Here is a 14,935-nt window from a genome sequence, read left to right as displayed (position 1 = left end):
AAGACGGACCGCTGTCAAAGCGCGGGAACATTTCGGTGCGCTCCCGGTTGGTGACAACCTGGGCTTTCTCTTTGAGTTGTGGCGTGATGGAATCTCGGAGGTCCGACCCGGCCGGGTCGGTTGTTCAGCGGTGCCCTCGATCCACCGCAGGGTGCTGGATGGGAAGGCGGTGACGTGAGCAAGCGGCCCAAGGGACCAGGAACGGTCCTGTCGCGTCTCCGCTCGCCGATCAGTCGGCTCCGCGACATGCCGATCTGGTCGAAGCTCGGGCTGATCATGATCGCGCCGACCATCGCGGTCGTGGTCGTCGGTACGACGGGGATCATCGACCACCTGGAGCGGCTCGAGAACGCCAGTCGCGCCGACCACCTGGCCGCACTCGCCCAGGTCTCCGGCGAGCTCGTGCACGACCTGCAGGACGAGCGGGCCGGCGCGGTCCTGCTGCTCGGCGCCCGCGCGGAGGCACCCCGACAGAAGTACCTGCAGACGTACAACGAGGTACACAAGCGCGTCGACGGCGCCAAAGGGCCGTACTCCGAGCGCCGGGCCGAGCTGGACGACCTGCCCGCCAACTTCGACGCCCTGCTGGGCCGGATCGACCAGGGGCTCAACGACCTGCCCGGCACCCGCAGCCAGGTCATCAACGAGAAGCTCAAGCTGACCGACGCCGCCCAGTCGTACGAGGGGCTGATCAACGAGCTGCTCGACCTGCGGGACCTGGCGTCGCAGCTCGCCGGTGACACCAACCTGGGCGACCGGATGCGGGCCGCCGCCGCGACCTCGCGGGCCAAGGAATACCTGTCGATGCGCCGGGTCGTCGTACACCGCGCCCTGATCGACAACCGGCTGACCCCGGTGCTGCGGACCGACTACATCGCCACCGAGACCGGCCAGCAGCAGGCGCTGCAGAGCTTCGAGGCGGTCGCCAGCCGGGACGAGTCCGAGTTCTACGAGCAGGTGGTCGCCGGCGCCGACCAGCGCGAGGCCGACACCTACAGCGGCTGGATCCGCGGCAAGACCAACGAGACGATGTCGGACGCCCCGTTCGACGCGGACGACTGGGACGCCGCGATGGTCGGCAACGCCCAGCTGATCCGCGAGGTCGAGGCGAAGCTCGACGGTGACGTGCTCAAGCAGGCCGGCGCGCTGCGTGACGACGTACGCCAGCAGGTCTTCGGCGAGACCGCCCTGCTGCTCAGCATGCTGCTGATCGCGATCCTCTTCGCGTACCTGGTGGCCCGCTCGATGGCCCGGTCGCTGCGGGAACTCCGGCAGGGCGCGCTCGCGGTCGCCGAACACGGTCTGCCACACGCGGTCTCCCGGCTCCGTGACCCGCAGTTGACCGCGCAGATGTCCCCGGTCCAGGTCGCCAACCAGATCGCCGAGCCGCTGCCGGTCCGGAGCAAGGACGAGTTCGGCCAGGTCACCGAGGCGTTCAACGCGGTCCACCTGGAGGCGGTCCGGACCGCCGCCGAGCAGGCCGCGCTACGGTCCTCCGTCTCGACGATGTTCGTCAACCTCGCCCGTCGGTCCCAGATCCTGGTCGACCGGCTGATCGGGCACCTCGACCGGCTGGAGCGCGGTGAGGAGGACCCGGACCGGCTGGCCGAGCTCTTCCAGCTCGACCACCTGGCCACCCGGATGCGCCGCAACGACGAGAACCTGCTGGTCCTCGCGGGTGCCGACTCGACCCGCGTGCAGCGCGAGCCGGCGGCCCTGATCGACGTGCTCCGGGCCGCGCAGTCCGAGGTCGAGCACTACACCCGCATCGAGTTCGGGATGGTCGACCGGGACATCGAGGTCCAGGCGCAGGCGGTCAACGACCTCGTCCACCTGGTGGCGGAGCTGTTCGACAACGCCACCGCCTTCTCCCCGCCGGATTCACAGGTGCTGGTCGAGGCCCGCCGGGTCGGCGACCGCGCGACGCTGTACGTCGAGGACCGTGGTATCGGCATCACCGCGGAGCAGTTGCACGACCTCAACGAGCGGCTCGCCAAGCCGCCCGCGGTGGACGTCACCGTCTCCCGGATGATGGGTCTGGTCGTGGTGGCGCGGCTGGCGTCCCGACACGGTGTCCAGGTCGAGCTGCGTCCCGGCCACGAGCGCGGGACCGTCGCAGATGTGACACTGCCCGCGGCGATGCTGATTCCCCGGGCGCTCGCCGGCCGGGCCGGTCAGCCCGGGGCCCTGCCGGCCGCGCCGACACCGCAGCCGCCGGCACAGCGTCCCACCTTCGGTGGTGCCCCGCTCGCGCTGGAGAGCGGCGGCGCGTCGTTCACCCGGCCCGCGGAGACGCCCTTCTCTCGTCCGGCCGAGCCGGATCCCGCTCCGCCGGCCCGGCAGTACGAACCGGTCACGAACGGTGGTGGGCGCTCCAGCACCCCGCCGAACTCGGTGCGGAGCATGCCGGCCTGGTCGGACCTGACCGGCGCGCGGACGGGTCTGAACGGGGGCGGGGGCGACCCCTTCACGCCGCGGATCCCGGACGGGCGCGAGGTGGAGCCGCTGCCGCAGCGTCGTGCCACCGAGCAGGGCGCGGAGAGCAGCCCGGCCACCGACACCACCACGATGTCGGGGTTCACCATCCCCCGACAGCGGCAGAGCACCCAGGAGGCGGCGCAGTCCGCGGCGCAGTCGGCCCCGCCGCCGCTGGCGGTTCCGCCGGTCTCCGCTCCGCCGGTGCAGGCGACGCCGACCCCGCAGGCCTCGACAGCACCGCCGGCCACGTCGTCGGTGTCGCCGTTCAGTGCCCCGCCGGCCCCGGTGTCGGCGTTCAACGCCGCGCCGCCGGTCCCGCAGCCCGCACCCACGCCCACGCAGGTGCCCGGCGCCGGTGCGCCTCCGGCGTGGCCGCCGGTCAACACCCCCGACCGGGAGACGACCGCGCCGCCCGTACCGGAACGGTTGGCCGCCGCGCTGGACATGACGGCGGAACTCCCCAGGATGCCTCGGCCCGCGGCCGAACCACCGGCTACTGTGGAGGCTCGACCGAAGTTCGCGGACGAGACCATGGAACTGCCGATCTTCCGCGAGCTGGAGTCGGCCTGGTTCCGCACCCGCCGGACCCCCGAGGAGGCCAGCGCTTCGCCCAGTGGTGCCGCGTCCGCCCCGTCGACCAGCCAGGTCGCCACGGTGGAGGGTGCCGGCCAGGACGCGGAGCGGACGTCAAGCGCACCGACAGGTAATGCAGCGATGGTGAACGTCTCGGCACCGGTGGGGCAGGATCCCACCACCGGCCACAGCAATGGCGCTGGTCGAGCGGGCGAGGCGGTCGGCGGCGGCTGGCGTACGGCGGCCGACGACGGTTGGCGGGCAGCGATGGCGGCCACCTCGGCGGCCAAGGCGCCCGACGCCCCGACCACGTCGACCGGTCTGCCCAAACGGGTGCCGATGGCCCAGTTGGTTCCCGGGGCCGTGGAGAAGCCGACCACCTCGGTGCAACGTCGTACGCCGGAGGCGGTACGAGGACTGCTGTCCGCGTACCACCGTGGGGTGCAGCGTGGCCGCACGCACCCGACGGACGACCAGTCGACCGGGCAGATCGATCTGGGCCCCGCGAACGCAAGCGGCCAGAAGGAGCATGAAGGATGACATCTACGCAGGATCTCGGTTGGCTTCTGGCCAACTTCGCCGATCGTGTGCCCGGCGTCGCCCACGCGATCGCCGTCTCCGCGGACGGCCTGCTCCTGGCGGCGTCACGGGACCTGCCGCGCGACCGGGCGGATCAGCTCGCCGCGATCGCGTCCGGCCTGGTCAGCCTTACCCAGGGAGCGGCGCGCTGCTTTGAGGGTGGGGCGGTGTTGCAGACAGTCGTCGAGATGGACAATGGATTCCTGTTCCTGATGTCCATCTCGGACGGGTCGTCCTTCGCGGTGCTCGCCGCCCGGAGCTCCGACGTCGGGCAGGTCGGCTACGAGATGGCATTGCTCGTCGACCGGGTGGGTGACGCGTTGACGCCGCCGCCCCGGGCCGCGGCGGGGATGCTGAGCTAGGCGGTACCCGGCTGGTGTGTGCTGCCAGCTGGTGCGACGACAATGGAACGACGACGAACTCCATGGTGTGAGTCTCAGCTACGGCGAGAAGGGGGTGAACGGCGATGATGGCCGAACGCGACGAGCCGACCGGCGCGCTGGTACGGCCATACGCCGTCACCCGCGGTCGGACCCGGCCGAGGCTCGACATCGCGCTGGAGGCGCTCGTCGAGACCACGGTGCGCGGTCGGTCCGCCGGTAACGGCAATGGTGGCCAGGGCCGGGAGCATCAATACATCGCCGCGCTGTGTGATGGTCGACTGCAGTCGCTCGCGGAGATCGCGGCGCGGATGCAGTTGCCGCTCGGAGTAGCTCGGGTCCTGATCGCCGACATGGCCGCAGACGGCCTGGTGGCGGTGCACGAGCCGACGATTCTGGACGACTCAAACGACGCGGTGGGCACTGAACTGCTGGAGAGGGTGCTGAGTGGACTTCGCAGGCTCTGACATGTCGCACCGCCCAACCCCCGGGCGCGTGACATCGGCGAAGATCGTCATCGCCGGTGGCTTTGGCGTCGGCAAGACGACACTGGTTGGCTCGGTCTCGGAAATCACGCCGTTGACCACCGAGGCGATCATGGCGTCCGCCGGCGTGGGTGTCGATGACACGCGGCAGGTTCCGGGAAAGACGACCACCACGGTCGCCATGGACTTCGGTCGGATCTCGATCGACCGGGATCTGATCCTCTACCTGTTCGGTACCCCGGGCCAGACGCGGTTCTGGTTCATGTGGGACGAGCTGGTGCGAGGGGCGATCGGTGCGGTCGTGCTGGTGGACACCCGCCGGCTCGCCGACTGCTTCGCGGCAATCGACTTCTTCGAGCACCGTCGGCTGCCGTACCTCGTGGCGATCAACTGCTTCGACGGTATGCAGTACCACGACCCGCAGGATGTGCGGGACGCGCTGGCCATCTCCAACGACGTACCGGTCGTCGCCTGCGACGCCCGGAACCGGGAGTCGACCAAGCACGTCCTCATCTCGCTGGTCGAGTACGTGCTGACGATGCGTCGGTCCCGCGCCGTCGCGCCGGCCTGACCGAGGCGGACGTTCCACCGTCGCGCCGGGACCCACGTCCGCGGCCGGCGCCATCCGTCGTGTCCCGGTCCAGGCTGTCCCGGCCCGGCACGTCACCACAGCCACCGGTGTGGCCGATCCGCGCCACCGGTCGCTGACCGCTGCCCGCCGTCCGGGTGGAGGCAACCGGCCGTCGCGCCGGGCATCCTGCGGGCCACCGTCGCTTCCGGACGTACGCCGTGTGGCCGTCCGGACCAGCGGCCGCTCTCTCCCGTCCAGCCGGGACAGACGCCGCTGTCCGACCGGGACGCTCGCGGTGTCATCTCCCGCGACGGGGTGCGCCGGCGAGGGGCACCCGCCAGGGAACGCGAACGACCACGGTCCGCTTCGGACGTTGCCCGCCTCCCCACGGTCGCACCGGGACAGCGGCGGCCTCCGGATCCGGCCCGGCCGGTCGGGGGGATGTCCACGAGACCCGGCCCTTAGCCGGCGAGACCCGGGCCGCAGTCGGCGGGGTGGTCAGGAGACCCGGCTCCAGGCCCCGTTGGACACGGTGAAGACACCGAGGAAGTCCGGCGCCATCCCACCATGCCAGATCGGCGAGAACGAGTACGCTCCGGCGATGCCCTCGACGACCTGGGTGGCCAGATAGGCCCGGATCCGGCCCCGGTCGACGCTCTTGCCGAGTCGTGCCGCGTCGGCGATCAGTCGTACCGCGTCGGCGCCGTAGGGGGCGAAGCCGCTGAACGCGCCGTGTTCGTGGATGTACCGGTAGACGAAGTCCCGTCGGGCCAGCCCGGCCGTGGTGGTGTTGGTGAGCGACGAACCACTCAACGAGATGGGGTGTACGGCGTACGCGCCCTCGACGGCCGGGCTGTTCCGCTCGTCGAGGAGCTCCTCGCTGACCGCACCGGCGTCGAAGAAGAGGGCACCGGTGTAACCGGTGTCCCGGACCGCCCGGGCCGCGGCACCGGCGAACGGGGAGGTTCCCCAGATGATGACCGCGTCGGGGGACTGGACGACAACCCGTTCGGCCGCCGGGCCGCAGTCGGCACCCTCGGCACGCGGCAGTCGGGCGGTGGCGACCAGGGTGCGGTCGTTGCTCTCCAGGGCCGCTGTGACGGCTCGTAGGCCCGAATCGCCGTGCGGCCCTGCCGCAGCCAGCAGTCCGACCCGCTGGAGCTTCTGCGAGCGGATCAGCGCGCCCAACGCCCGGGCCATGTCGCGGGCGTCCGGGGCGAGCTTGTAGATGTAGGTCCGCTCGGAGAGCGGCGTGGTGAGGTTGTCGGCGGCGGCGAAGGAGATGAACGGCACCTGGTGCTCCTCGGCGGCCGGGATGATCCGCAGCGAGGTCTCGGCGAGGCAGCCGCCGACGATGGCGTGCACGTTCTCGCGGGTGGCCAGCTCGGCGGTCTGGTCCGCCGCGACCCGGGGGTTGCTCTTGTTGTCCCGGATGACCAGCCGGATGGTGCGGCGCAGGTTGCCGACCGGGACCTGTGCCTCGTTGAGCGTGTCGGCCATGATCCGCAGCGAACGCTCCTGGAGCAGGCCCATGAACCGTCCGACGCCGGTGAGTTCGAGGTTGGCCCCGATCACGAGTTCGGGGTTCTCGGGCCGCCGGACCCCCGGCACCTCGGTCCGACCACACGCGGCGAGCAGGCTGGTGGCCGCCGTCGCCAGTAGGCCGCGTCGGCTGAGCGTCCAACTCCCGACTGCCTGTCCAGCCATCCGCTGCCGCCCTTCGTGCCTGGTCACCGGTGTCGTCCGGGGTCCCGCCGGTATGGTCCCGATCGTCGCAGTGTGTCGTCAACTCTGTGCAGTGTGGCGAGAAACACCAGGTGAGAGTGGCTTTCGGGCTGATTGGACAGTCAGTTGAACGGTGTTGGCCGGATCGGTGCCGGCAGTGGTCCAACCGGTGGATGCCAATGCCGTGATCCGGGCGGCGACCACCGCCACTCCCTGATCGCCGGCCATCGGGAGGTCCCCGGCGCGGCGGGGATGTCGCGTACGCGGAACGGGCCGGCACCGACGATTGTCGTCAGCACCGGCCCGGCTGGGTCTCGGCCCGGATAGTCCGGGGACGTGGATCAGGAGCGGTAGCCCGCCGAGCGGTACTCGTAGTCCGGCGTCTCCGCCCGGTCCTCGTGGTCGCGGCTGAAGTCCCATCCGCCGGCCGCCTCGCGGCCCGGGCGGCCACCGACCGCGTAGCCGCCGATCTCCTGGCCCCGCCGCCAGCCCCGGAAGTAGCCGGTGGTGTGCTCGGCGATCCGGGCCGCGTCCCGGACGATGCGCAGCGGTCGCTCGTCGCGCAGCGGCGAGCCGGGCACCAGGTTGGCCTGGGGGACCCGCTTCGGCAGCCCGGCGCCGGTCGAGGCACCGACCGAGGGCTTGGCGGCCTGCTCGGCGGCCCGCCAGCCGCTGTCCGCGGTGGACGACCACTCGACCTCGTCGTCCTCGGCGTGACCGGTGAACCACGCCGACCGTGCGGCGGCGAAGATCAGCAGGTCGCCGTCGCCCTCGTCGGCGACCGGCGGGGGGCCGGGCTCGACGGTGCGGCGGGCGGCGGGCGGCGCGGTCTGTTCGGTCCGGACCGGTTCCTCCTCGGCCCGCCGCAACGGCGGCTCACCGCCGGAGAGCCCGTTGTGCCGGGTCCGCTCGGCCACCGACGGTTCGACCAGACGCAGCGCGGGCGGTTCCGGTGGCAGGTCGTCGGCCTGCCAGGGCGGGGTCACCCGACCGTCGGCCGGCGCCGCACTGGTGGGCCGGTTTCCGGGTACGTCCCGATCGGCGGCCTGGTCACCGGCGTACCCCGGGTAGCCCGGACCGCCAGCCCGGTCGTCCTGCTCGTCGCCGGAGTTGACCAGCGGCCAGTTCGCCCGTGACCCGGGTGCCGGAGCCGGCTCCGGCCGGGCGGCGGGTACGGAGACGGTGAGCCCGGCGGCCGAGATGGTGCCCGGCCGTGGCTCCCCGTTGGTCTTCGGTCGGGGTGGGACCACGGTCGGCCGCTGCCGCTCGTTGCGGGCGCTGTTGATCGCCGCGGTGGTGAGTGTGGCCCGGAACGGTTCGCCGGCCTCGGCCGGCGGAATCGAACCACGCTGGCTGGGCGGGATCGGGGTGATGCCAGGCGGCGGGGGCGGCGGGGCGGAGACCGGACGGTTGGCTCCGGTGTCGCCCTGCCAGGCCGGTGGCGCGGAGGACGGCGGCGCGGTGCGGGGCTCCCGGGGCGGGCCGGAGACCGGCGCGGCGGTCGAGTGTGACGCGGCGGGTGCCAGCGGTGGCGCGGACGCGGGAGTGATCGGCGACGGTGCGACCGGTGGCGGTGCGACCGGCGCGGGAGCGACCGGCGGCGGCCCCAGCGGCTGTGGGCTGGCCGGCGTGCCGTTCGCCGGTACCGGCTGGTGCCGGCTCCGCCGGCCCAGGCCCGGCGCCGGCTCGCGTTCCGGTGTCGACCCGGCGCGCGTTCCGGGAACGGCTGGTGCGGCGGGCTCGACGGCCCGTCGACCGGCCCGGCGCGCGCCGGCCGGCGGCGAGCCGACCCGGGCGGCCAATGTGGCGACCAGCGCGTCGCAGCCGGCGTCGCAGGCGCGTACGGCGGCGACAGCCTGGCGTACGGTCTCGGCGGACGCGGCGGTGAACGCCTTGTTGTTGGTCGCGGGACCGCGTCGTGGCGTCTCCGCGATGGCGACGCGCAGCGCGGTCACGGCGTCGGTGAGGGTGTCGGCCTCGGCAACGCCGTCGGCGGCGAGGTGGGCGGCGACGGCGTCGGCCGTCGCGGCCGCGTCCCGGGCACGGGCACCGGCGCCGTTCAGCATGCCCGGCTCGGGCAGGGCGTCCAGCACCGCGAGGGAGACCGGCTCGGCCGGATCCGGGTAGGCCCGCAACGCGGCCGGGTAGAGCTCCCGGAGTACCTCGCGCAGCGCCACCGCGGCGGCGTGCCGACCGTTCGCCAGGGCCGCGTGGGCGGCGAGGACCGGCGTGAAGGTGGACAGGTCGCGGGAGGGCGGCAGGGCGGTCGCGGAGAGGGCACCGGCCTGCAGCGCCCGGGCGAGCCCGACGGCCCGGCGTACGGCCGGCGCGGACTCGCGCTCCTCCGGCGACTCGTCGTCGGCGAAACGCTCGGCGAAGTCGTCGACCAGGTCGTCGTCCGCGATGGCCAACGGACGTCCCGCCGCGTTCAGCAACGAGGTCACCGCGTGGTCGTCGCTGTCGGTCGCGACGGCCGCGCCGCTCGGTCCGCTGCCCCGTTCCACGAGCACCGCGACCAGCCGGGCGTAGCCGGCGGGGTCGTCGGTGATCTCGCAGACGTGAAGCAGCCTGCCTGCGTCGTCAACCACCGCGGAGGTCAGCGTCGCGCCGGCCGGAGCCGGCCCGCCCGCTGAATCCGCAGAGGCCAGACCGCAGTACACCCGCACGAGCGCCACGGCGTCGTCCTCCTCCCGAGACACAGGGGTGTGCCAAAGACTGATGCTCCCTGGTTAGGGGTCAGTCGCGCCAGTCCACAGCGGCAGAGATCTTGCCGATAATCGTGCGCCACCCGAGACTTGCGGTTTGTGCCCCGATTTTCCTCAGTCGCCGCCGCCCCCGGAAGCCGCCCAGGCCACCGCTGACGGTCGCCCGGAGTGCCTCGTCGAGGTCGTCCAGGCTGGAGCCGGGCGACAGCATGTCCAGTACGGCCGGCAGACGTAGAGCGTACGCCAGGTCCCTGGAGACCTCGCCGGCCTCGATGAGCAGCGTGGCGTCCCACACGTCGTGTCCGCCGCGCAGATTCTCCACCACGAGGTCGAGCTCGTAGGAGTCCTCGTCGAGCGGGGCGATGTCCGCCGGCTCGACCCGCTCGACGAGCTCGTCCCAGGTGTCGAGCTGGGCCAGGTCGTGCGGGGCGCCGGAACGGATGAAGGTGACGAGCCCTTCCGGGCTCTTGAAGAGCAGGAGCTTGCCGCGGTGGGTGAGGAAGGCGGGCACCTCCTCGCCCTCGTCCTCCTCTTCCTTCTCGTCCGCCGTCTCCTCGGCGGACTCGTCGTCGGCGCTGTCCTGCGCGTTCCGACGGCCGGACCGGCTCTTCGCCGCGTCGGAGTCGCCGTCCTCCTCGTCGGCCTCGGCGAACTGCTCGGCGAGCTCCTCGTCGAGGATCACGACGGTCTCGTCGTCCTCGTCCTCCTCCAGCACCGCCCGGGAGCGGCCGGCGAAGAGGTCGTCCTGCTCCCGCTCGCTGATGTCGGTCGGGGTCAGCGCGGTCGAGGGGCGGTAGGCCCGCAGGGTGAAACCGGAGCCGGCGGGCAGGGCGATCTCGACCGGGTCGATCCGGACCGCTTCCCACAACGACCGGTCCGGGTCGGACGGCGTCCCGCTCCGGTCGGTCGCGGCGGTCTCCGTTGACCCGGCCTCGTCCTGTTCCGAGTCGGTGGGGCTGTCACTCTCGACGGGCTCGTTGCCAGGCTCGTCGGTGTCGGGCCGGTGGGACGACTGGCGGGCCACTCTGACCTCCGTGTGCGCTCGGTATGGGCACCCCCGACCCGGCCCGGGTGCCGGCGGATCGGTGACTCTGCGCACACACCCTAGTAGGCCGGTGACGGACGCGGATGCCGGCACCCCGTTGGTTCTCGCCACACCCATTAGTAGGCTTGCTACCTATGAACGCGCAGTCGTTGCACGGTCACCTCGACGCGCTGCTGCTCGCAGTGCTCGAAGGAGGTGCGCAACACGGCTACGCGATCATCGAGGTGCTCCGGGCCCGCAGCGGTGGTGTGCTCGATCTGCCGACCGGGACGATCTACCCGGCGCTGCGCCGGCTGGAGCGCGCCGGTTTTGTCAGCAGTGCCTGGAGCACGGTCAACGGTCGCGAACGCCGTACCTACGAGTTGACCGACGCCGGGCGTCGCGCGCTGGCCGGCCAGCGGAGCAGTTGGCGGGAGTTCAGTTCGACGGTGAGCCGGTTCCTGGACGTCCCGCAGTCGCCGTCCGCGCCGGCCTGACACCCGACGCCGGCGGGCCTGACACCCGCCGCCGCGGGCCGTCGGGCGTCGGACCCCCGTGCTCAGCCGCGCGGCGCCGGATAGGCGAGTTCCGCGTCGTGCTGGCGTTGCCACTGGTCGCGGTACCAGCCGGGCTGGTCGACCAGGTCGGCGTGCTGGCCGCGCTGCCTGATCCGGCCCGAATCGAGGACGACGATCTCGTCGTACGCCTCCAGTTCGGACAACCGGTGTGTGACCAGCAACACGGTACGGGTCGGTCCGGCGTACCCGGTGGCGGAGGCGAGCACCCGGTCGGCGGCGCGTGGATCGAGACCCTCGGTCGGCTCGTCGAGCAGCAGCACGTGGGTTGGCGCCGAGAGCAGGGCCCGGGCCAGGGCGAGCCGCTGGCGTTGGCCGCCGGAGAGCTGACCGCCGTCCTCGCCCACCACCGTCTCCCAGCCGGCCGGCTGTTGACGTACCCAGTCGAGCAGGCCGGCGGCTCCGGCGGCGGCGGTCAACTCGTCCTCGGTCGCGGTGCTCCGGCCGAGCAGCAGGTTCTCCCGGACGGTCGTGTGGAAGACGTGCGCCTCGGCGAGCAGACCGCTGACCGCCCGGGACCGCCGTTCGGCGGGCAGGGCCGCCAGGTCGGTGTCGTCGACGGTCACCCGGCCGGCCTCCGGTCGTACCGCCCCGGTCAGTACGCCGAGCAGCGTGCTCTTTCCCGCCCCGCTCGGGCCGACCACGGCGATCCGGCGTCCCGGCGGCAGTTCCAGGCTCACCCGGTCGAGTGCGGGGGGTGCGTCCGGCCGGTACCGGACGGTCACCTCGACCAGCCGGCAGCCAGCCCGCGCGGTCTCCGACCCGCTCCGGTCGGATGCGGTGCCCACCCGCCCGGTGGCCGGGCCGGCACCGGCGGACGGCGCGTCGGCGGGGCGGGGCTCGGCGGGGCGGGGCTCGGCAGAATCCGGTTCGGCGGTGGCGAGGCCGTCGGGGTCGGCGAGCAGTTCGGCCACCCGGTCCAGCCCGGGACGCAGCTGGGTCCACTGCCGGGCGGCACCGACCAGCGCCAGCGCCGCCTCGACCGCGGCGAGGGTGCCGACCGCGAGCACACCGACCAGAACTCCGCCCACCTCCGCCCGGAGCGCCACCACGACAACGGCGGCACTGGTCGCGCCGGACAGCAGTACCCCGAGACCGTCGACCGCCCAGGTGGCGGCCGCCATCCGGCGTTCCAGTTGGGCCAGTTCCCGGGCCCGGGTGGCCGCCCCGTCCAGGGCGGCCCGGCTCGCGCCGAAGGCGGCCAACTCGGCCGCCCCGTGGGTGAGGTCCACCGCGTCCACGGCGAGGGCCCCTCGCAGCGGTGCGACCAGGGCCGACGTACGCCGGGTGAGGACCGTGGCCAGGACGGGCAGCGCCACTCCGGCGAGCAGCAGGCCCCCGGCGAGCGCCAGCGCGGCGGGACCGGAGACGAGGGCCGTGCCGCCGATCGCGAGGCCGGCCACGACGGTCGCGGCGACCGCCGGAACCAGCACCCGCAGCAGCAGGTCCTGGACCGCCTCCACATCCGAGACGAGCCGGCTGAGCAGGTCGCCGGAGCGTTGCCCGGCGGTGGTGCGCCCGGCCGAGGCCAGGGTGGCGAAGACCCGGGTCCGGACCTCGGTCACCACCCGCAGTGCGGCGTCGTGCCCGGCCAGCCGTTCGGTGTAGCGGAGCAGGCCACGGCTGATGGCCAGGGCCCGGACCGCGACGATCGCGACGGTCAGGGTGTCCAGCGGCGGGCGGCCGGCGGCGCTGATCAGCAGCCAGGTCGCGGTCGCCATCAGGACCAGCCCGGCGAGTTCGGTGCCGGCGGCGAGCAGGCCGGCGCCGACCAGCCGACCCAGGTACGGGCGGCTGAGTCGCCAGATCACACGTTCCGCCCGCAGCGTCCGCGCCGGGCGTGTTGGGCTGTCTCCGGTCCGTCCCGTCATGCCGGCCTGCCTTCCGGAACCAGTCCGGCCGGGGACGTCTGTGGGACCGTGCCGGGTGTCGGTTCCTCGACGACCAGGCCGTTCGTCACCCGCAGGACGCGGTCCACTCCGGCCAGCAGCGTCGGTCGGTGCGCCACCAGCAGGGCGGTACGCCCGACGACAAGTCGACGGGTCGCCGCGAGTACGGCCGCCTCGGAGGCGCTGTCGAGCCGGGCGGTGGGCTCGTCGAGCAGGACGACCGGTGCGTCCCGCAGGAAGGCCCGGGCCAGCGCGACCCGCTGCCGTTCCCCGCTGGAGAGTCCGTGTCCCCGCTCGCCGAGTCGGGTTCGCAGTCCGTCCGGCAGCCGGGCCACCACCTCGTCGAGGGCGGCGGCCCGGACCGCCGCCCGGACTGCTCCGGTGTCGGCGTCCGGCACGCCGAGCCGGATGTTGTCCGCCAGCGAGGTGGCGAACAGATGGGCCCGCTGGGGCACCCAGGCCAGCCGGCGACGCCACTCGTCGAGGTCGAGTGCGGCGAGGTCGACGTCGTCGACGGTGATCCGTCCGCTGGTCGGAGCGACGAAGCCGAGCAGCAGGTGGAGCAGGGTGCTCTTGCCAGCGCCGCTCGGGCCGACGATCGCGACCCGCTCGCCGGGTCGGATGGTCAGCGAGACCTCCCGGAGCGCGGTGGTCCGCTGGTACTCCACGGTGACCGCCTCGAACCGGATCACCCCGACCGACCCCGGCCGGTCGTCGGGCGTCGGCGCCGACGCCGAGCGGCCGTCCGGCGCCGGCGCCACGGTCGGCGCCGGGAGACCGTTCGGGGGCGTCGTCGGCGACGGACCGGGGGACGTACCGGGCGTGTGGGTGGCGCCGTCGGCGTCCGCCGGGTGCAGCAGGGTCAACGCCTCGTCCAGCGCGGTCAGCCCCTCCTGACTGGCGTGGAACTGGCTGCCGGCGGCCCGCAGCGGCAGGAACGCCTCGGGGGCGAGCAGCAGCACCAGCAGCGCGGTGCGCAGGGAGAGTCCGCCGTCGAGCAGCCGCAGGCCGATCGGTACCGCGACCAGCGCCACCGAAAGGGTGGCGACGAGTTCGAGGACCAGCGCGGAGAGGAAGGCCACCCGCAGCGTCCGCATGGTCGCGACCCGGTGCTGGTTGGCCATCCGGCGGACCACCGCCACCTGGGCGCGGGCCCGGCCGAAGACGCGCAGCGTCGGCAGCCCGGTCACCATGTCGAGGAAGTGACCGCCGAGCAGGCTGAGTCGCCGCCACTGCCGTTCCGTCGCGGCCTGTGCCTGCCAGCCGAGCAGAGCGCCGAAGATCGGGATCAACGGCAGGGTCACCGCGATGATCAGGGCGGAGCTCCAGTCGGCGTACGCCAGCTGGGCGAGCACCGCCACCGGCACCGTGACGCCCAGCACCAGCTGCGGCAGGTAACCGGTGAAGTACGCGTCGAGCGCGTCGAGGCCCCGTCCGGCCAGCGTGGCGAGCTGTCCGGCCCGCTGTCCGGCGAGCCAGGCCGGTCCGTGCCGGGTCACGGCGCCGAGCAGGTCGGCCCGGAGTGCCGCCTTCACCGTCGCGGCGAGCCGGGACGCCACCAGGCCCCGCGCCCAGACCAGGGCAGCCCGGCCGGCGATGCTGGCCAGGAAACCGGCCAGGGCGGTCCGGTGCAGCTCTCCTCCGGCGGCCGCCGCCAGCACGGTTGCCAGGGTGCCGGCCTGGACCACGACCAGCGCGGCGGCGGCGACGCCGAGCAGGGCGAGTACGCCGAGCTGCGGTCGGGCCCCGGGAACCCGGTGCAGCAGGCGCGGGTCGAAGGGTCGACGGCTCACCAGTGGACCACCGTCCGTTGTCGGGCCGGCGTCGGAAGCACCACCAGCAGGCCGGTTGGAAGCCGAACAGTACCGGCGGCAGCGGTCCGGTCGGCGGGCTCGGTAGCTCCGGCGCCGCCCGGGACGGATGGGTGGCGATGCCCGTTACTACGAGTCGT

The 14,935-nt window shown here is 73.3% G+C and carries 10 protein-coding genes; 5 read left to right on the top strand and 5 right to left on the bottom strand.

Annotated elements, in window-relative coordinates; genetic code table 11:
• The first annotated feature begins 174 nt into the window (after window positions 1-174).
• The 4 genes from ABGB05_RS10535 (at window position 175) to ABGB05_RS10520 (ending at window position 5,066) form a co-directional block, all read left to right on the top strand.
• A complete protein-coding gene (locus tag ABGB05_RS10535; RefSeq protein WP_347653037.1) occupies window positions 175-3,591 on the top strand; it encodes a nitrate- and nitrite sensing domain-containing protein in 3,417 nt (1,138 codons plus the stop codon).
• Complete coding sequence (locus ABGB05_RS10530; RefSeq protein WP_347653036.1) at window positions 3,588-3,992, top strand: roadblock/LC7 domain-containing protein; 405 nt, start codon at window positions 3,588-3,590, stop codon at window positions 3,990-3,992. The genes ABGB05_RS10535 and ABGB05_RS10530 overlap by 4 nt, the downstream gene beginning before the upstream one ends.
• A 107-nt stretch (window positions 3,993-4,099) precedes the next feature.
• Window positions 4,100-4,477: a DUF742 domain-containing protein gene (locus tag ABGB05_RS10525; protein ID WP_101371820.1), complete on the top strand. Its 378-nt coding sequence runs from the start codon at window positions 4,100-4,102 to the stop codon at window positions 4,475-4,477.
• Window position 4,478: 1 nt separating this feature from the next.
• Window positions 4,479-5,066: an ATP/GTP-binding protein gene (locus ABGB05_RS10520; RefSeq protein WP_347653035.1), complete on the top strand. Its 588-nt coding sequence runs from the start codon at window positions 4,479-4,481 to the stop codon at window positions 5,064-5,066.
• A gap of 498 nt (window positions 5,067-5,564) precedes the next feature.
• On the opposite strand, the gene ABGB05_RS10515 is transcribed toward ABGB05_RS10520, so the two are convergent.
• The 3 genes from ABGB05_RS10515 to ABGB05_RS10505 form a co-directional block, all read right to left on the bottom strand.
• A complete protein-coding gene (locus tag ABGB05_RS10515; RefSeq protein WP_347653034.1) occupies window positions 5,565-6,773 on the bottom strand; it encodes an ABC transporter substrate-binding protein in 1,209 nt (402 codons plus the stop codon).
• Window positions 6,774-7,132: 359 nt separating this feature from the next.
• Complete coding sequence (locus ABGB05_RS10510; RefSeq protein ID WP_347653033.1) at window positions 7,133-9,490, bottom strand: transposase; 2,358 nt, start codon at window positions 9,488-9,490, stop codon at window positions 7,133-7,135.
• 37 nt (window positions 9,491-9,527) lie between these two features.
• Window positions 9,528-10,520: a DNA primase gene (locus ABGB05_RS10505; RefSeq protein WP_347653032.1), complete on the bottom strand. Its 993-nt coding sequence runs from the start codon at window positions 10,518-10,520 to the stop codon at window positions 9,528-9,530.
• A gap of 155 nt (window positions 10,521-10,675) precedes the next feature.
• Here ABGB05_RS10505 and ABGB05_RS10500 point away from each other — a divergent pair, with 155 nt between their 5' ends.
• A complete protein-coding gene (locus ABGB05_RS10500; protein WP_347653031.1) occupies window positions 10,676-11,017 on the top strand; it encodes a helix-turn-helix transcriptional regulator in 342 nt (113 codons plus the stop codon).
• A gap of 62 nt (window positions 11,018-11,079) precedes the next feature.
• Here the strand turns inward: ABGB05_RS10500 and cydC are convergent, their stop codons facing one another.
• Both cydC and cydD read right to left on the bottom strand, forming a co-directional pair.
• Window positions 11,080-12,966: a thiol reductant ABC exporter subunit CydC gene (gene cydC / locus ABGB05_RS10495; protein ID WP_347653030.1), complete on the bottom strand. Its 1,887-nt coding sequence runs from the start codon at window positions 12,964-12,966 to the stop codon at window positions 11,080-11,082.
• Window positions 12,963-14,777 (bottom strand): thiol reductant ABC exporter subunit CydD, encoded by a 1,815-nt coding sequence (gene cydD / locus ABGB05_RS10490; protein WP_347653029.1) that lies wholly within the window; start codon window positions 14,775-14,777, stop codon window positions 12,963-12,965. Before cydD ends, cydC begins: the two co-directional genes overlap by 4 nt.
• Window positions 14,778-14,935: the final 158 nt, after the last annotated feature.

This window comes from Plantactinospora sp. B5E13, assembly GCF_039871775.1.
GTDB lineage: Bacteria > Actinomycetota > Actinomycetes > Mycobacteriales > Micromonosporaceae > Plantactinospora.
Note: the sequence above shows the minus strand (reverse complement) of the source record. Positions and strands in the feature narration are given on the sequence as shown.

What these genes read in the sequence shown, in the direction of transcription:
- ABGB05_RS10520 (WP_347653035.1), top strand. Translation starts at nt 4,479, where the DNA reads ATGTCGCACCGCCCAACCCCCGGGCGCGTGACATCGGCGAAGATCGTC.
- ABGB05_RS10515 (WP_347653034.1), bottom strand. Translation starts at nt 6,773, where the DNA reads ATGGCTGGACAGGCAGTCGGGAGTTGGACGCTCAGCCGACGCGGCCTA.
- ABGB05_RS10530 (WP_347653036.1), top strand. Translation starts at nt 3,588, where the DNA reads ATGACATCTACGCAGGATCTCGGTTGGCTTCTGGCCAACTTCGCCGAT.
- ABGB05_RS10500 (WP_347653031.1), top strand. Translation starts at nt 10,676, where the DNA reads ATGAACGCGCAGTCGTTGCACGGTCACCTCGACGCGCTGCTGCTCGCA.
- ABGB05_RS10525 (WP_101371820.1), top strand. Translation starts at nt 4,100, where the DNA reads ATGGCCGAACGCGACGAGCCGACCGGCGCGCTGGTACGGCCATACGCC.
- cydC (WP_347653030.1), bottom strand. Translation starts at nt 12,966, where the DNA reads ATGACGGGACGGACCGGAGACAGCCCAACACGCCCGGCGCGGACGCTG.